The following is a 17,100-nucleotide window of genomic DNA, read 5'->3' on the forward strand; positions in this document are numbered from 1 at the left end:
CGCAACCAACTTCTAACAGCCCGTTCGATCTACAAACAGTCCACCGGACTGTCTGCTTAACGATCAAACATCGTCAGGCTCATAACCTGAAGGTCAGAGGTTCAAATCCTACTCCCGCAACCAACTTCTAACAGCCCGTTCGATCTACAAACAGTCCACCGGACTGTCTGCTTAACGATCAAACCTCGTCAGGCTCATAACCTGAAGGTCAGAGGTTCAAATCCTACTCCCGCAACCAGCTTCAGCGAACAGTCGTCGGAAACAATGCCCGCCTCATCGGCGGGCTTTGCTTTTTTGAGAATAGCGATAAAAAACTCCGCATTTCCAATAAGAGGGTAAGGACGACATGGAACTGATGTCGCTATGCGACTGCGTAGAAGACGAAGCCACCTTTACCCGTTTTGTAAAAGCACTGGCCGCTGACTTCGAAGACAGCCGAGTCAAAGAGAACGCTAATCCCTCCAGCCCATACTCCCCCGCTGCAAACGGATGGGAGAACACAACGATCAACGCATTCTTGGATGCAGCAACAGCGTGGGCACACGACTGTCAGACAGAAACATCAAATCCTTGGAAACGGGCAGCGCAAATGCTCATGGCCGGGAAAATCTACGAATGAGGCGTCCTCATCGGACGGATACATATGAGGCTTCAAAATCGCCGGTTAGCTCTCGCCCGGGTAAGTGCTGGCAATGTCTCATACATGTCTCTCTCCGACGATCGGAACACCGGGCTCGAATTTGCCTGCCAAGTTACAGGCGTTAAGATCGCGACCACTTTTTTGCAAAGAAGTGGGAAATTTGCTACTGTTGACCAATCCAATTCCTCGGAGGGCTTGGATACCTGCGCCCGTTTTCTATCGAGCTGTGATCTCGACCGCGCGCAATACACCGACCTGAACATCGACGACAGATTTATTGAATTTGTCTTTTATCAGTGATGAATTGTCGGCAGCCTAATACTGCTTGAAACAGACGCCCAGAACAAACAAATTTACAAAAAATATCGCTAACTTGTTGAAGTAAAACATATTTTCAACACGTCGAGCGCACATCCGAAGCATCACAGCTCTTTAGCCCTGATCCGGCCCGCAACTGGAATCGGAGGTTTAGTGATGCTGGATTTAAGAATGTTCTGTCAATCGTCGGGCACATCCGATGAAACGATTGCCAGGTCTCTGCGACGGGGCTTGGCTGGATTACTGTATTTTGCGCTATTGACGACAGTGCTCGCCTTGACCTCGCCCGTCAAAGCCGAGCAATCTTTTGTCGTTGGCAGTGACCGGGGCGGATTTCTACACGACCGGTTAATCGAACTGGACAACCTTCAGCGCAACGGTGTTCAGGTGGAAATACGGGGTCGCGTCTGCTATTCGACCTGCACGATGTTTCTGGGACTACCAGGAACGTGCGTCGATCCGGATACAGTTTTTGGTTTTCACGGACCATCGCGCAGCGGCCGTCGTCTAGCCCCTAAGGACTTTGACTATTTCAGCCAGGTTATGGCCGCATATTACCCCGAGCCTCTCAGGAAATGGTTCATGGACAAAGGACGCAACCGCATAAATGGCGTCCACAAAATTAAAGGCGCAGAAATCATACGAATGGGTATTCCGGCCTGCCGGAGGGCCTGAGCTGGGGCTTGCCCAGGTCGGTTCGCAACGGTATTACGCCTTGGTTCCTTTCGACGGCGGCAAAACCCTGTTTTGTGACCGGTCGCAGTAACCATGCAGGAGATCCTCTCAACATGCTGTCATCGCTTTTTCAACGCTTTGGGCGCCGTGCGGCTTTCACGACGCCGTCACCTGAAAGCCCGGTATGCGTAATTGGCGACGTGCATGGTTGCATAGTGCAGTTGGAAAAATTGTTGCGCGGGGTTCCACAGGATCACCGGGTCATTCTTGTCGGCGACTATGTTGATCGTGGCGAGGAAAGCGCAGCGGTATTGCGCCTGATAAAAGACCGCGCGGATTTCACCTGTCTGAGGGGAAACCACGAAGACATGATGCTGGACTTTCTGCGCGACCCCGAACAATACGGTTCACGTTGGCTGCGCTACGGCGGACTTCAAACTCTGGCCTCGTTCGGTGTCCGGGGTGTGCGCGCCGAGATGGGGGGCTCCGAGCTGCTCGACTGTCGCGATGATCTGCTGGAAGCAATGGGCCCTGATTTAGTCCAATGGATGGTTGAGATGCAAACATCTGACTACTCGGGCAATGTACTTGTTACACATGCTGGCGCAGATCCGAATGTTGCGGCAGATCAACAATCTGACAAAACGCTCATGTGGGGTCATCCAGAGTTTCGAACGGTGGATAGGCAGGATGGTGTATGGGTGGTCCACGGCCATACAATTGTCGAAACAGCTGCCGCGCGACGAGGCCGGATATCTGTGGATACCGGCGCATATGCGACTGGCGTTCTAAGTGCCGTTTGTCTGGATGGTAGCGAACCCACTTTCATCACCGAACGCGTTTAAAAACAGGCTGTTGAACGCCCACCAAGCACCTACAGTAGAGAAACGTCGCCGCATCGCCCTTGCCCCAGGTGCGCTTAAATCGTCGCATAGCCCGCGCTGCGGGCAGTAATCTGTGGGTTGTTCGGGCGTTTTGGCAAGGTTTAGTGGTTCGGACACACGAAGTTTCTTTCTCCGGTTCAATCTAACCCTAGCCTTGTCAGGTCGTGCTAACATAATTACGAGCACCTTAAACCGCGTCAAATATTGAGACTAATATGTTGATCAGCCCTGTCCTTCTATGTGGAGGCTCCGGCACACGCCTGTGGCCATTGTCCAGAAAAAGCTACCCCAAGCAATTCGTTCCGCTGGTTGGCGACGAGACCTTGTTTCAAGCGTCCGCCCGTCGGCTGTCGGGCACAAGCGGGGACTTGGAATTCACGGCTCCGGTTGTTCTGACCAATTCTGATTTTCGGTTTATTGTCGCCGAACAATTGCAGGCGGTTGGGATAGATCCCGGTACGATCATGATCGAGCCTGAGGGCCGGAATACAGCCCCAGCGGTCCTTGCGGCCGCATTGCATGCCTATGCTCAGGACGCAGAGGCCGTTTTGCTGGTCGCCCCATCTGATCACGTCGTCCCGGACACAGCAGCGTTCCACGCTGCGGTTGCGCGTGGATTGGCGGCAGTTAAGCAAGGCCAATTGGTGACGTTTGGCATCACGCCTACACATCCTGAAACGGCATATGGATATCTTGAGCTTAGCGCGGTGCCGGGAGTCGACGGTGCGCCTGTCCCGCTGAAGAACTTTGTCGAAAAGCCTGACCTCGACCGTGCAACCGAAATGTTGGCCGCCGGGAACTTTAAATGGAACGCAGGCATTTTTCTGTTCCGGGCCGCAGATATCATCGAATCCTTCAAGGCGCACGCACCTGCCCTTGTAGAGCCAGTTAAGGCTGCGGTGAAAAAAGCGATGCCGGATCTGGGGTTCTTGCGCCTGGACCCCGAAAGCTGGGCACAAGCCGAAGACATTTCCATCGATTACGCGGTCATGGAGAAAGCCACAAATCTTTCGGTCGTGCCTTTTGATGCCGCCTGGTCGGATCTGGGTGGCTGGGACGCGGTGTGGCGTGAAAGTGGGCCGGACGCGCAAGGTGTCGTGACCAGTGACGGGGCGACTGCGATTGACTGCCAGAACACGCTTTTGCGTTCCGACAGCGAGCAGTTGGAAATCGTTGGTATCGGGTTGGAGAACATCATCGCCGTGGCGATGAATGACGCGGTATTGGTAGCGGATACGTCTCGTGCGCAGGACGTCAAAAAGGCGGTGACCGAGCTCAAGAAAAAGGGCGCGTCACAGGCGACGACCTTCCCAAAAGACCACCGCCCGTGGGGATGGTTCGAAAGCCTTGTGGTCGGAGACCGTTTCCAGGTGAAGCGTATCCTTGTTCATCCCGGTGCATCGCTCAGCCTGCAAAGCCATTTCCATCGTTCGGAACACTGGATCGTTGTTGAGGGCACGGCGCGCGTGACAATTGATGATCGCGTGGAATTGGTGACCGAAAACCAGTCAGTCTATATTCCGCTCGGTGCCACGCACCGTATGGAAAACCCCGGCAAGGTCCCGATGGTTCTGATCGAGGTACAAACCGGCACCTATGTAGGCGAGGATGACATCGTTCGCTACGAAGACATGTATTCGCGCGGACAGGGTGCGAAGGGTTAGCGAAAGGCCGTTCAAGAAACTTTTGGTGTTGGATGCGCGGCGGGCAAACCTAGCCCCGCTCCGCAGATACAGAATTTGGAAGCTGGTCTGTCGCTGAAAAAAAAGCTCGCTGCCGGGGCAACGTACGGTGGGCTTTCGGATCGTTAAACGGAATTGCCTAACGTGCCGCTGACTGACACAGACAGTGAGACCAGTATCATGACGACCAATCCATTCACCAACCGAGCTTCCAGCCTTTCCGGCCCCGCGCGCGACATTGTTCCGGTTGTCACCTCAGACACCGCTGATCTGGCCGATGTGGCGATCGGCCTGTATGTCGAGACAGGTGGTTCGGTGGTTCTGACCACTGTCGGGGGCGAAACCCGTACCGTTCAGGTGGCCAGTTTCTCGATACTGCCTGTTGGTGCAACACGCGTACACGCAACCGGTACCACCGCTTCGGGGATCCATGCGATGGTACTGGCATAACGCGTTGGTCCAAGGCATTTCAGTGACCGCATGCCCAAATCGCAGGGTATTTTGCCCGGCACTGCCGCTCAGTTTCGGGCGGCAGGGTTTCCAAAGCTCCGGTGCGCCGATTAGGCGTTGATTGGTCGTGGCTCAATCCGCTCCGAACAGATCACGGGTGAACACTTTGTGTTCGACATCTTCCAGTTCTGGGCTGAACCGGTTGGCGACGATCAGGTCCGCTTGGGATTTGAAGGTTTCCAAATCCTCTATCACACGTGAACGAAAGAACTCCTCCTCCTCCAGCGCCGGTTCAAAAACAATGACTTCGACGCCTTTGGCTTTCAACCGCTTCATGATGCCCTGGATTGAAGATTGGCGGAAATTGTCGCTGCCGGCCTTCATGACCAGCCGGTGTATCCCAACAACGCGTGGGCCTTTCATCAGGATTTGATCCGCCAGAAAATCCTTGCGCGTCCGATTGGCATCCACGATGGCGCGAATGAGGTTTTGCGGTATGTGGCTGTAGTTGGCCAAAAGCTGCTTGGTGTCCTTGGGCAGACAATAGCCGCCGTAACCGAATGATGGGTTGTTGTAGTGCCCACCGATGCGGGGATCCAGCGAGACACCTTCGATAATCTGGCGCGTGTCCATTCCACCGGCCATCGCATAGCTGTCAAGTTCGTTGAAGAACGCCACCCGCATGGCCAGATACGTGTTGGCAAACAGCTTGATGGCTTCGGCCTCATCCGGATCGGTGAACAAGACCTGCACATCTTTTGTGACGGCACCTTCCAGCAGAAGGTTTGCAAACGTCCTTGCCCGTTCCGAACGCTCACCGACGATAATGCGGGACGGGTGCAGGTTGTCATATAGTGCGCGTCCTTCCCGCAGGAATTCCGGAGAGAATATGAACTGGTCGCTGCCCAACTCAGCGCGCAAAGAGTGGACATACCCTACTGGGATGGTCGACTTGATTATGATCGTGGCATTTGGATTGACCGCAGTCACCTGCTTGACCACAGCTTCGACGCTGGATGTGTCGAAATAGTTAGTTCTGGGGTCATAGTTCGTTGGCGTTGCGACGATGACGAATTCAGCATCTTCGTAGGCCGGTTTCGTAGTGGCTTTCAATGAAAGCATGCGGTTGCCCAGAAACTCTTCCATCTCTGCATCGACGATGGGGCATTGGCCGGAATTAACCATCTGCACGCGATCCTCCGAGATGTCGATCGCCGTGACATCGTGGTTTTGCGCCAAAAGCACCGCATTGGACAGACCGACATACCCCAGGCCCGCAACTGCAATCTTCATTACTCTACCCTCATATCCCCAAGATGGTCAGCATCTCACCTGATTTATTAGCTCGAGATTGTAAATGCGCATGTGTATCGCGAATACTATCTTCGTGAAAACGGGACTTGTTCCGACCTATCTGATGCAAATACGAGCCATTTGCCAACTTACTGACGTGCTGTCCAGTAGGATTGCGCCAAAAGCCTTTCCGACTACGCGACAGTCCTCATGTTGACCCTCAATCCACCCACATCCCTGCATATTCATGCGCAAGGTCCGAGTCTCGCAATGGGCCGGTGTTTCCATGGGGCTGCGCCTTCTGCCCTCTCGCGATATTGGCGATGTCATGGGAATTTGATGTTACAGAAGATTCGCCCTGGCGCGGGCCTTCGAACGAGACCGCCACGTAGGACTGAGAACCAAGATTTAAGCTTGTTTAGGATGAACCGGAGATGGTTCATATGAGGATCAAGTTAAACGTGAAACGCTCGCTAGGTACTGGACGGCGAGGCCGGAAATTTGTGCACACATTTGGACCCAAACAGAGGCAAGTTAAGAAATTTCCACAATTATTTTTGTATTTGCATTCTCAGGTTTAATTGTGTGTGGTAACGCTCGGGCCAGAGTTGGTTTAGGAGATACACGATGATCAGAGCGATGCTTCTGATGTTGGCTTTTTCAGCGACAAGCGTTTATGCGCAGGATGCCGGCACGGCAGGTGCGGCTCAGGGTGGCGCAGGCGGTGCCGGAGGCGGTGCTGCTGGTGGTGCCGGAGCCGGCGGCGGTGCTGCTGGCGGAGCGGCCGCAGGTGCGGCGGCAGCTGGCGTGACCGGTTTTGTGCCGCTTGTTGCCCCGGCGCTTGGCGTAGCTGCAGCCGCTGTCGGTGTGGCGGCCGCAGGTGGCGGTGGGTCGACCAACAGCACAACCAGCACGTCCGGCACCAACTGAGCCCCGGGCTTCAGTTCAAAAAGAAACAGCGCACCTCAACAGTGCGCTGTTTTTTTGTCTGCACAGGCTTTTGCCCTCAGTTGCTGTAATACTTGTTCGCGTAACTGCCGTAGGAATAGCCATAGTGTTTGGCGCTGCGGGCATTGATCTGTCCCAGCACAAGGCCGGTCAGGCGCTGATTGTCGGTGTGGAACAGGCGCATGGCCTCGGTGACGTCCTGTTCGGATGTGTCGTTCCATTTGATCGTCATCAGCACCGCATCGGCGTTACGCGCAATCAGGCGCGCATCGGACACCAACAGGGTGGGCGGCGTATCTATCAGGATGATGTCATACAGCTTGCGCATGTCGTCCAGAAACTGACGGAACCGGTCCGAGGCAAACAAATCCGCAGCATTGGCCGCGGTCTTCTCGCCGGCGAGAAGGTCACAGCCCAGCAGCGGATCCTGGAAGATTGCCTCCTGCGCGGTGGCGTCGCCTGCCAGAACCGACACGATCCCCTTCTGGGGCGCGCCCTTCAGCTGTGACGTCATGGTCAGGCGCCGGATATCGCCTTCGACCAGCAGGACCTTTTTCCCGATCCCGACAAAGTTCTGCGCCAGGGCCAGCGCGTTCGTCGTCTTGCCTTCCCCCGGCAGCGAAGACGTTATCACCACAACCTGCGGCGGGCGGTCAACATTGGACAGCATCAGCGAGGTGCGCAGATTGCGCACGGCCTCGGCTGTGGCCGACGACGGCTTGGCGGCGAGATATTCCAGAATCTTGCGGCGGCCACTGGCGGGGACGATCGGAATCTGCCCCAGAACGCTGTACCCGGTCTTGCGCTCCAGCTCGCGCGCGGACCGGTAGCCTTTGCGCCGGGCTTCGGCCAGCAGCACGAAGCCCACGCCCAGCATGAGGCCCAGAATGGCCGCAAGCGCCAGGACCAGCGCCTTACGCGGCAATGCCGGGGTGTCGGGGATCACCGCGCGTGACAGCTGTCGGCTGTCCGCTTTCTGGATCCCTTCCTGTACGGCGGTCTCTTTCAGTCGGGCCAGGAAATACTCATACAGCAGCCGGACCGCTTCGGCTTCGCGGACCAGTTGTTGCAGCGTGATCAGATCTGCATTCCGTTGTGCGATCTGCTGACCCAGCTCTTCAGATGATTGCGTCAGCGCCTGAACCTGCTGCGCCGCCCGCTGCGCCTCGAGCGCTGTTCGTGCGACCAGGCGCTGATAGGCGGTGTCGAACGCGGCTTCGCCGGTGTCGGAGTCTTCAATCTGCGCGTACAGGCGTTGCAACTGCGGATCCTGACCGGCTTCGGCCTGCGCCGCGCGGCTATCCGCGGCCTCCAGCAGGTCGTACCGGGTCTGAGCGGCAACACGGGTTGCCTCGGCCGACACGCTGCGCTCGCGCAGTTCTTTCAGCTGGACTTCCTGCAACTGCAAGGCCTCGGGCGAGATCAGGGCTGTTGTCGCGTTGAATTCGTTGACCTTCGCCTCTGCGGTTTCCAGCTCGACCTGCAGCTCGGCCACACGGTCGGTCAGCCATTCGGTCGCCTGTTCGGTGGCTTCGAACTTCACCTCAATCTGGTTCAGGACGTACAGCTCGACAATCGTGTCTGCGATCAGGGCGGATTTGCGCGCCGATTCCGTCTCGACCGTCACCTCGAAGACCAGACTTTGCCGCACGTTGCGTGTCGAGACCTTCCGGAGCAGGGCCGTAATCACGCTGTCCCGGGTGCGCTGCCTGGCCAGATCCTCCGGCTCCTGGGCGGGGCTGCCTCCGGTGCCCAGAGCGGACTTGAGAAACTCTTTCGCGCCGTCGAGCGCCGAGACCGGCTGAAGCGCGGCATTGAACTCGGGGTCCGACACCAGATCCAGCTTGTCCACAACCTTGCCCATCAGGCCCCGCGACTGCAGAACCTCAAGCTCTGAATTGACCTCGGCCGTATCTCCGGCCAGACCACCCACCACGCTTTGCAGATCGATCACGCTGGCCTGTTCGGTTTCCAGCATGACCACAGCCGTGGACCGGTATAGCGGCACCGCGGCAACAAACGCGTAATACACCCCAAGCAGGATCGCCGCCGCGGTCGTCAGGGCAATGATCCACTTGCCGCGCCACAACGTGCCCATCAAGACACTCAGGTCGATCGTGTCGTCCTCGGACGCATCACTCACTTGCGCGCGACCGGGGTTGAAAGGCCCGTCGTGTATCGGCGTTTGCTTCATGTCAGAAATACAATCCTAAATGACAATATACGCAATCCACGTGCGCGTGCGCTCTCTACACCGCTCAGGTTCATAAATAAAGATCCCTAAACAGCCCGACCGACCACAACCGAACACACGCACAAAGCGCCCGGACAGGCCCCGCAATACGCGCCTCAAAAACCGCGCAACGTCAGAGCAAAAACACCCATAACCACACGCACACTGCGGCGCACACCGATGCACCCGCAAAGCCAGCCCGGCAAACTACACGACAATCTAACGCAACAGGCTGTTTGTCCGCTCTTGGTGTTGCCTATCCTTGTTTGTCACACCGGACGGTTGCCTAACTTGAATTCAACGAACTTCGGGAATCTTCCTGGGTGGCGAGAAAACCAAATCCAGATCCGGAGTTGAACGGCCACGCCAGGACATCTGGTACGGCCAGGTATCAGCAAGCAGCAGAGTCCTGAGCTTCTCAACCCGAGAAGTCCGATGTCGGGGCGCAAGGCCATGTTGACGGATCGCGATATGCAACAAGATGGAGACGTATAAACATGTTCCGAACAGAAAGCACTTGCGAGGCCGGTCCGGGCGCTATCGATCAGTCCATTCCACAACCGGATAACGTAATGCAAAATGGTGGCAAGGCATGATTGATCTTGGTCTCAACATCACATCGGTAGCACTGCGCAACAGCCGCCGAGGAATTGAAAGCCTGAACCCGAAGGTTTGGCTCGATCCTTCCGATCTGCGTACACTGTTTCAGGACCCGGCGGGAACAATTCCAGTGACGGGTTCAGCTCAGCCGGTTGCTTATGTGACCGACAAGAGTCGGCACGGGCATCACGCGGTCCAAAACGTCAGCGATCAAAACCGACCTACACTGGCGCGTCACCCAGCAAGCGGGCTGCGTCAGAACCTGAATGGAACTTCTGATTTTTCTGGTTGGCAATTCGCCGGGTCAGGCGCAGGTAGTTGCGTTCTTGGCGTCGACGCGACGGTGGCTCCGGATGGTAGCCAAACTGCCGCCCGTCTGGCATTTTCGGCGGCCAATCAGATCTTCCGACATTCGTTGAACCCACTTCCGTCAGGAGATTACGTCGGAAGTGTCTGGATCAAGGGTGCTGCTGCAGAAACAATCCGATGCCGCCTGAGCGGTTCCACTGAATTTACGCACACTCTAAATGGCGATTGGCAAGAGGTGAGCGGTTCCGTTGTCGGTGGCTCGCCAACTTCGTTTAACGTCGGCACGTGGGCAGGTGTGACCGCGCGTGTCGTCGAAGTCTGGCACCCCCAACATGAGGCGGGGTTAGCAAAGACGCCTTATCAAAAGCGCGTCAATCAATTCGACGTAACCGAAGCGGGCGAACGCGATATCTGGTACATCTCGGGCGATCTGGTTGACGATGAACTGGTGGTCAGCCTGCCTGACTTTGGGGCGGGCGTCACGGAGTTTTGGGCGGATGAGAATGGCGTCACGATCAATGGCGCGCAGACTATCGGCGCGGGAGAAAAGGCGCTACCTGGGAGCGCGCGACTCTATTCGTATGGTATTTTCGACCGAGCGTTGTCCGAACCCGAAACCGCGCAATTGCGGAAATTTCTAGAGATGAGGTCAGGAACTTCGACATCAAGCACGTAACCCTCGTGGTCATAGGGGGCAGATGGCATTTTCGAAACAAAACAGGAGGCTGCTCGTCAAGTGCAGCCTCCTGTGCCTAGAAAATAGCCCCAGGTAAAGGCGTCCAATCTATATTAGGTGTGAAGTTAGTGGAGTAATGGGCGCTAATCAGGTGGCCCTGGTTTTCTAGAAAGCCTTAAGTGCCTGAAATATAGTACCTATGATAGCGTAGGCATTACCATCGTGAATGACGGCGGCATGGTGCGCGCGTGGCCATAGATCCAGAACAGCTGGAAGTGTCCATCGGAACTGGCTCCGGTAACTTCAGAGATCACTTGTTTTGTGGAAGGCGATCTGGCGCGGCAAATTCAGCAGACTTTTATTCAGTGTATCTAGAAACGCCCGTCATCTAAGGGCGCAGAAGTAGTCGTCGATGAACCGATGCCGGAGCAAGAGGAATTCCTCGGCTCGCACGTCGTGAGGAACCCGATGTGTTTAGAAGGCAACTGCAATTTCGTCGTTCCCAACCGCGACATAAAGAACTTGCGGATGCCAAAGATAAGGTGTTCACCCGCGACATGTTTGGCGGTAATGAAATCGCGAATTTAAGAAAGGCAAAAGACGTGAAAACTGTTTTCGTGACTGGATCAGCGGGCTTTATCGGATTTCATCTAAGCCGCCTGCTTCTGGCCCAGGGCTACCGCGTTGTAGGGTTGGATTGCTTAAGCGATTATTATGACGTCTCTCTGAAAAAAGATCGCCACGAGCTACTGGTGAAGGAGCCGAACGGCGAAAACTTTATACCTGTGATCGGCAAAATCGAAGAGCCCGGTCTGGTCATGGAATTGTTCCGTACGCATACGCCTGACTATGTGGTCCACCTCGCCGCTCAGGCTGGGGTACGGTATTCCATTGAAAACCCGCGTTCCTATTTGGAAAGCAACCTAATCGGAACATTTGAGATCCTGGAAGCGGCGCGTGCTTATCCGCCGCTTCATATGTTGCTGGCTTCGACTTCTTCGGCTTACGGCGCAAATACAGAGATGCCATACAGGGAAACTCAACGCGCCGATCACCAAATGTCATTCTACGCGGCGACCAAGAAATCGAACGAGAATATGGCCCATTCGTATTCGCATCTGTTTGATTTGCCGATTACCATGTTCCGTTTCTTTACGGTTTATGGCCCCTGGGGTCGTCCTGACATGGCGCTGTTCAAATTCGTCAAGGCGATCTTCGAAGGCAAGCCAATCGACGTCTACAATCACGGCGAAATGAAGCGCGACTTTACCTATGTGGAAGATCTGGTCGAAGCCATTCGCCTCTTGCTTGATGTGGCTCCGGAACGTCCCGCCAATGGCACCGACATCAAACAAGGAGATAGTTTGTCGCCTGTGGCGCCACACCGGGTTATCAATATTGGTAACTCGAAGTCCGAACAACTCACGGATTTCATCGACGCTATTGAATTGGCCGTCGGGCGGAAGGCTGTTCGTAACTACATGGACATGCAACCGGGGGACGTTCCGGCCACCTGGGCTGAGGCTACGCTTCTCAGGGATTTGACCGGCTATTCCCCCAAGACCGATATCAAAGACGGTGTTGCCCGTTTTGTTGACTGGTATTGCGAATATTATCAGGTGCCCAAAAATTGATTTCCCGCATCCTCAAGGCACGACGAGGACTGATTGTACTCGGCCTCAAGGGGCTGGAGGCGCTACTTGGTGCAACCATGACAATTGTGCTGGCCCGTATTCTGGGGCCCGCACAGTTCGGTGTATTTGCGTTTGGACTTGCGACGATCACTTTGCTTGTCATTCCAATCAAGAATGGTGCTTCGACCCTTGTTACCAAGCACGTGGCAAAAGCACGCCAAGACAGCGGTCCGCATCTGGCAGGTGGCCTGTTGGTGGCAGGCTTTCGGGTCTCGGCACTTTATTCGGGCCTTCTGATTACAGGCCTTTGGATCGCGGTTTGGCTGCAGTCAGGTACCGAAGCATTCCTTACAAGCGTTGCGTTGTTTTCGTTCGCACTGCCTTTTCTGTGCTTTACCGGTTTGGCCGAAGGTGTCTTGCGCGGCAGCTACAGGCCTAACTCTGCCATTTTCGTTGGCACTATTCTGATACCTGGTTTGGTGCTGGGGCTGACACTGGTCTTTATGCTGATTTCTCAGCTTCAGGACTGGCGCATCGCAACTGGGTTTTATGTAGCTTCGGCAGTGACCACCTGTCTTCTCAGCTTGTTACTGATCCGGAACGATCTTCGCCCGTTGGTAGCCACGGCAAGCAAGATGAGTAATACAGCATGGCTAAACCAGGTCGTTCCGTTTGCGCTTGTGACCGGGTTGTTGGTGTTCAACCGCCAAATCGATGTCATCCTGTTGGGCATTCTGGCGGGTGAGGCCGAAGCCGGCATCTATCGCATAGCAGCGCAGGCTGCGATTCTGGTGACCTTTGGCGTGCAGGCTATTGGCCATCTATATGCCCCCTATCTGGCTGCTGCGGATGGCAATTCCGCATCAGAAAAGGTTTCAGAGTATCTGCGTAAAAGTGCCCAGTTTTCCCTGGGCTTTGGCGGATTGGCTTTGGTGGCTCTGACATTGTGGGGCGATGACATCATCCGCACATTGGCCGGACCTGAATATCTGCCCGGTTATCCGATCATGTTGATCCTCTGTGCTGCCAATCTGGTCGTTGCGGCCAATGGGGCAACAATGCAGGCACTTTATATGCAGGGCCACCAACGCACGACGGCCTGGATATTCGCCGCAGCCGGCGTGTGTTCAGTGATTGCCAACCTCATCCTTATTCCTCTGATCGGCATGACCGGTGCCGCCCTTGCGACCTCAGGATCAATTGTTTTGTGGTCGCTTGGTCTGCGTCTTCTGGCTTGCCGAACTTGGAATTTGTCATTTTGGACTTTTTCAAACAGAACGCCGCAGGCCGCACCTGTAAGTGGTTGATCCTATGAAGCTACAAAATTACCTCCCGACTGGTCGTATCTGGGATAATGCGCTGTCCGTTCTGAACGCGCGTAAGCGTTTGGGGTATTTCCCAAAGGTCCGCCAGCCAAGAACCTTTAACGAGCATATTCTGGCGCAAAAATGGACATTCAGGGGCGATCTGAATCTGGCCCGTCGCATCACTGAAAAGGCGCAGGTCAAAGAGTGGCTGGCGGAAATGGAGATGCAGCCTCTCGTTGTTCCAACCATTGGTGTTTTCAACAGCGTTGAAGAGATCGAGGCGTTTCAATTCGAGGGTGAAGTCATCGCGAAGTCGACCCATGGCAGCGGCGAGGCCATCATTCGCACCGCCGAGGCGGGCGTGGCTTTCACTCCAGAGGATCTGCAGACCTTTCGCGAATGGCTTCAGGAAGACTACTATCAGCGCAGCCGCGAGCCGAACTACAAAGGCATCCCGAAACGGATCATCGTTGAACCGCTTCTGCGTGATGAAACCGGCAATCCACCAAAAGATTTCAAATTCTTTTGCGCTGACGGAGAGCCTTTTGCCATTCAGGTCGACCACGGGCGCTACACCGAACACACCCGTCAACTCTATTCGACGGACTGGCAGCTCATGGATTTCTCCATGTGCTATCCGCGCAAGCCCGAGGCGATGTCTCCGCCCGCTCAACTCACAGAGGCGCTGGAAACCGCGCGCAAACTGTCGAACGGTTTCGGCTTCGTACGCGTTGATTTCTACTTTATGCCAGAGGGCTTGAAGCTGGGAGAAATGACCTTCTTTCCAGGAAACGGCGCCGAAAAATTCCAGCCGGAACATGGAGATCAACAGCTCGGCGAAGTCATTCAATTGTTGCCGAGGGTTTGATGGCGCGTCGTTCCAATAGATTTGTTGTCCTTGCGGCTGGTATTGCGGCATTTGCTGCTGGCTTGACCCAAACTCTTGGCCCTGCGGGGCAGGGGGTAGCTGGGCGAATTGCTATTGGCGATCTTGCTCTCATGCTGTTGATCGGCATTTCTTTTGTGATTGTAATTCTCAGGGGCGGGAAGCTCAGATTTACAAAGCACTATAGCTACGCCTTGCCACTTTTGGCGGCGTTCTTCATCTCAGCGATTTTTGCAGACAACATTCCGAGCGCGATCGTGGAACTTGCAGTCCATGTGTTTGCGATCCTGTTTTCCCTCGCAATATTCAACCTGTTGCCATTGAACTATTCGCCGGAACTGGCCAGCAGGATTACAAGATCAATGCTGCTGGGATCTGGCGTCATCGCTGTATACGGGCTGGTTACGCTATTTGTGTTTCCCCACCTTAATCCAGTTGAAGGCGGTCTGGCGGGAAGTTTCCGAAACACTGGGCAGGCCGGCAACTATTTTTTGACGTTCACCACCATTGGTATTGCCGCGATCCTTTCGGGATTTATTCCCCGAACGTTTTTTAACTCTGCGCTCGTCTTCTGTATTTTGTTTGCTCTGATTCTGACCGGTAAGAGGGCATCTATGCTTGGTTTGGGCGTCGGTCTTATGTTGCTCGTCGGTACCTTGATGTTCTTTTCGGGCCGAAAGTCGGATGTACGAATGGGCAGCGTTTTCGTTGTTCTTTCATTTGTTATCGGAATCTGTGCCTTTGTGGTCGTCTCGTTCGCCCTGTCAAACGTAGAAGGGGCTCTTTGGCGATTTGAAGCAAAGTTCACCAAGGCTGGCCTGGATAATTTCTCAGACGGTTTTTACTTCAAAAATCTTATGGCCGGGGTCCATGCCTTCCAAGACCGGCCTGTTTTTGGAGTGGGCTTGGGTAACATTGTAGGGGTCTACGACGAATTTGAGATCCATAGCACCTACCTCGCTTTGCTGGCGACATCGGGACTTGTCGGTTTCATTGCGTACATATTTTTTCTCTGGTTCGTCCTCAAAAGTACGTTCGTTGCGAAGTGGACGAACAGTCTGGACCGGTTCTTGATGTTCTTTTTCCCGCTATTGGTCGGGCAGGCGATTACTTGGATGTACACATATTCAGTCAGGAAAAGGGAATTCTGGATCACCATTTTCTTACTCGCTGTACTCACAACAATACAAAAAAGGCTCCGTTCGCGTGAAAATTCTCCTTCTGGCCAATTCCAGTTTCAAGCTGATAAACTTCCGGGGAACCCTGATCCGCGAGTTGGTCGCACAGGGGCATGACCTGATCGCGGTGGCGCCCCGTGACGACTACACTCAGGATTTCGAGCAGATGGGCGTCAGGTTCGTGGACCTGAAAATGAGCGCCACGGGCACCTCAGTCCCTGCCGAACTGGCGCTATTGGCGCGGGTCTTCCGGATCGTCCGACAGCATCGTCCCGATGCCATTCTGGGCTATACGATTAAGCCCAATATCTACGGCGCTCTCTCGGCCCGGATGTTGGGTATTCCATTTCTGCCGAACGTGACCGGGCTTGGAAGTGTGTTTGACAAAGACACTCTGCTGTCCCGGGTGGTCAAATTCCTCTACCGCACAGCTTTCCGACGTTGCCCGCGCGTGTTTCTGCAAAACCCTGAGGATCTGGCCACCTTTGTCGATAACAAACTTATTGCGCGGGAACAGGCTTGTCTTCTGCCCGGGTCCGGCGTGGATTTGCAGAGGTTCCCGGCAACCCCTTTACCCGGTACCGGCAAAAACCGGTGTTTCACGCTTGTTGCACGGATGCTGCGGGAAAAAGGGATCATTGAATTCGTTGAGGCCGCGCGCGCCATTGCGCCAGAGTTTCCCGAGGCACGGTTTGTTCTTCTCGGCCCCTACGGAGGCGGTAAAGCCGGAGGATTGGATGAGGCTGAGATCAATGCCCTGACAAAAGACGGCATTGTCGAATACCACCCATCCGTTAAGGACGTTCGCCCGGTTGTTGCTTCTGCTGATTGCGTCGTGTTGCCCTCTTTCTATCGCGAAGGCACGCCACGCTCGTTGCTTGAAGCCGCTGCAATGGGACGACCGATCATTACAACGACCCAGCCTGGCTGCAAAGATGTTGTCGACCACGGAAGTAGCGGGTTTCTCTGCGCGCCCAAGTCAGTGGAGTCATTGGCAGACGCCATGAGGAATTTCCTGGAACTCGGGGACGTCGAGATGAACGGGATGGGTGCGCGGTCCCGAGAAATTGCGGAAACAGTTTTCGATGAAAAGATAGTCATCGCGAGTTACAACGATGCATTGCAGTCCGCCGCATCAGCCCGTTGAAACAGTTTTGACGACGTTTTCACCTAAGACTTGATCCCACTCGGTTTGCGACTGGACTTACGCTTGCGCAGATCCTTGATAAAGCTCTTCTGAACCGCACTTAGAGTTTGTCATTGTTTAGTTTACGGCAGCGTTTATGGGTGTTGTTATGAGCGATGGAGTGATTTGGCTGATTGTTCTGCCCCATCGTGTGACGGGGTTTTCGGCGATGAAGATGATGTCGTTGTTGCGCAGTTCGAA

General features: G+C 54.9%; 14 protein-coding genes. 12 read left to right on the forward strand and 2 right to left on the reverse strand.

The window, feature by feature from the left end; translation table 11 throughout:
* Nucleotides 1-346 precede the first annotated feature (346 nt).
* The 5 genes from MHN28_RS24025 (at nucleotide 347) to MHN28_RS24045 (ending at nucleotide 4,649) form a co-directional block, all read left to right on the forward strand.
* The gene (locus tag MHN28_RS24025) at nucleotides 347-619 is read left to right on the forward strand and encodes a hypothetical protein (protein ID WP_239345494.1); all 273 of its coding nucleotides are present in this window, start codon (nucleotides 347-349) and stop codon (nucleotides 617-619) included.
* 495 nt (nucleotides 620-1,114) lie between these two features.
* On the forward strand, nucleotides 1,115-1,633 hold the full coding sequence (locus tag MHN28_RS24030; protein ID WP_239345496.1) for a hypothetical protein: 519 nt from the start codon (nucleotides 1,115-1,117) through the stop codon (nucleotides 1,631-1,633).
* Between the two features lie 113 nt (nucleotides 1,634-1,746).
* Nucleotides 1,747-2,478, forward strand: a complete 732-nt coding sequence (locus tag MHN28_RS24035; RefSeq protein WP_239345498.1) for a metallophosphoesterase family protein — start codon at nucleotides 1,747-1,749, stop codon at nucleotides 2,476-2,478.
* A gap of 254 nt (nucleotides 2,479-2,732) precedes the next feature.
* Nucleotides 2,733-4,181 (forward strand): mannose-1-phosphate guanylyltransferase/mannose-6-phosphate isomerase, encoded by a 1,449-nt coding sequence (locus MHN28_RS24040; protein ID WP_239345499.1) that lies wholly within the window; start codon nucleotides 2,733-2,735, stop codon nucleotides 4,179-4,181.
* Between the two features lie 198 nt (nucleotides 4,182-4,379).
* Nucleotides 4,380-4,649 (forward strand): hypothetical protein, encoded by a 270-nt coding sequence (locus MHN28_RS24045; protein WP_239345501.1) that lies wholly within the window; start codon nucleotides 4,380-4,382, stop codon nucleotides 4,647-4,649.
* Nucleotides 4,650-4,781: 132 nt separating this feature from the next.
* On the opposite strand, the gene MHN28_RS24050 is transcribed toward MHN28_RS24045, so the two are convergent.
* On the reverse strand, nucleotides 4,782-5,942 hold the full coding sequence (locus MHN28_RS24050) for a nucleotide sugar dehydrogenase (protein ID WP_239345503.1): 1,161 nt from the start codon (nucleotides 5,940-5,942) through the stop codon (nucleotides 4,782-4,784).
* A 627-nt stretch (nucleotides 5,943-6,569) separates the two neighbouring features.
* Between MHN28_RS24050 and MHN28_RS24055 the strand changes: the two genes are divergently transcribed.
* A complete protein-coding gene (locus tag MHN28_RS24055; RefSeq protein WP_239345505.1) occupies nucleotides 6,570-6,872 on the forward strand; it encodes a hypothetical protein in 303 nt (100 codons plus the stop codon).
* Between the two features lie 76 nt (nucleotides 6,873-6,948).
* Here MHN28_RS24055 and MHN28_RS24060 read toward each other — a convergent pair whose 3' ends face one another.
* Entirely contained in the window at nucleotides 6,949-9,084 is a 2,136-nt protein-coding gene (locus tag MHN28_RS24060) for a polysaccharide biosynthesis tyrosine autokinase (RefSeq protein ID WP_239345507.1), read from the reverse strand.
* A 631-nt stretch (nucleotides 9,085-9,715) separates the two neighbouring features.
* Here MHN28_RS24060 and MHN28_RS24065 point away from each other — a divergent pair.
* The 6 genes from MHN28_RS24065 to MHN28_RS24090 all read left to right on the forward strand — a co-directional run bounded on the left by MHN28_RS24065 (nucleotide 9,716) and on the right by MHN28_RS24090 (nucleotide 16,860).
* Nucleotides 9,716-10,708 (forward strand): hypothetical protein, encoded by a 993-nt coding sequence (locus MHN28_RS24065; RefSeq protein WP_239345508.1) that lies wholly within the window; start codon nucleotides 9,716-9,718, stop codon nucleotides 10,706-10,708.
* Between the two features lie 602 nt (nucleotides 10,709-11,310).
* Nucleotides 11,311-12,342 carry an NAD-dependent epimerase/dehydratase family protein gene (locus MHN28_RS24070; protein ID WP_239345517.1) on the forward strand — a complete coding sequence of 344 codons (1,032 nt, stop codon included), beginning with the start codon at nucleotides 11,311-11,313 and terminating at the stop codon, nucleotides 12,340-12,342.
* Nucleotides 12,339-13,649, forward strand: coding sequence for a flippase (locus MHN28_RS24075; RefSeq protein ID WP_239345510.1), 1,311 nt, complete (start codon nucleotides 12,339-12,341; stop codon nucleotides 13,647-13,649). The genes MHN28_RS24070 and MHN28_RS24075 overlap by 4 nt, the downstream gene beginning before the upstream one ends.
* A gap of 4 nt (nucleotides 13,650-13,653) precedes the next feature.
* On the forward strand, nucleotides 13,654-14,517 hold the full coding sequence (locus MHN28_RS24080) for an ATP-grasp fold amidoligase family protein (RefSeq protein WP_239345512.1): 864 nt from the start codon (nucleotides 13,654-13,656) through the stop codon (nucleotides 14,515-14,517).
* Nucleotides 14,517-15,830 carry an O-antigen ligase gene (locus MHN28_RS24085; protein WP_239345513.1) on the forward strand — a complete coding sequence of 438 codons (1,314 nt, stop codon included), beginning with the start codon at nucleotides 14,517-14,519 and terminating at the stop codon, nucleotides 15,828-15,830. Before MHN28_RS24080 ends, MHN28_RS24085 begins: the two co-directional genes overlap by 1 nt.
* Nucleotides 15,742-16,860, forward strand: coding sequence for a glycosyltransferase family 4 protein (locus MHN28_RS24090; protein ID WP_239345515.1), 1,119 nt, complete (start codon nucleotides 15,742-15,744; stop codon nucleotides 16,858-16,860). Before MHN28_RS24085 ends, MHN28_RS24090 begins: the two co-directional genes overlap by 89 nt.
* The last annotated feature ends 240 nt before the right edge of the window (nucleotides 16,861-17,100 follow it).

The organism is Ruegeria sp. Ofav3-42 (assembly GCF_022347725.1).
Classification (GTDB): Bacteria; Pseudomonadota; Alphaproteobacteria; order Rhodobacterales; family Rhodobacteraceae; genus Ruegeria.

Excerpts from the sequence above, each read along its gene's own strand:
- MHN28_RS24025 (WP_239345494.1), top strand. The coding sequence starts at position 347 with ATGGAACTGATGTCGCTATGCGACTGCGTAGAAGACGAAGCCACCTTT.
- MHN28_RS24045 (WP_239345501.1), top strand. The coding sequence starts at position 4,380 with ATGACGACCAATCCATTCACCAACCGAGCTTCCAGCCTTTCCGGCCCC.
- MHN28_RS24035 (WP_239345498.1), top strand. The coding sequence starts at position 1,747 with ATGCTGTCATCGCTTTTTCAACGCTTTGGGCGCCGTGCGGCTTTCACG.
- MHN28_RS24080 (WP_239345512.1), top strand. The coding sequence starts at position 13,654 with ATGAAGCTACAAAATTACCTCCCGACTGGTCGTATCTGGGATAATGCG.
- MHN28_RS24085 (WP_239345513.1), top strand. The coding sequence starts at position 14,517 with ATGGCGCGTCGTTCCAATAGATTTGTTGTCCTTGCGGCTGGTATTGCG.
- MHN28_RS24060 (WP_239345507.1), bottom strand. The coding sequence starts at position 9,084 with ATGAAGCAAACGCCGATACACGACGGGCCTTTCAACCCCGGTCGCGCG.
- MHN28_RS24040 (WP_239345499.1), top strand. The coding sequence starts at position 2,733 with ATGTTGATCAGCCCTGTCCTTCTATGTGGAGGCTCCGGCACACGCCTG.
- MHN28_RS24065 (WP_239345508.1), top strand. The coding sequence starts at position 9,716 with ATGATTGATCTTGGTCTCAACATCACATCGGTAGCACTGCGCAACAGC.
- MHN28_RS24030 (WP_239345496.1), top strand. The coding sequence starts at position 1,115 with ATGCTGGATTTAAGAATGTTCTGTCAATCGTCGGGCACATCCGATGAA.
- MHN28_RS24050 (WP_239345503.1), bottom strand. The coding sequence starts at position 5,942 with ATGAAGATTGCAGTTGCGGGCCTGGGGTATGTCGGTCTGTCCAATGCG.
- MHN28_RS24055 (WP_239345505.1), top strand. The coding sequence starts at position 6,570 with ATGATCAGAGCGATGCTTCTGATGTTGGCTTTTTCAGCGACAAGCGTT.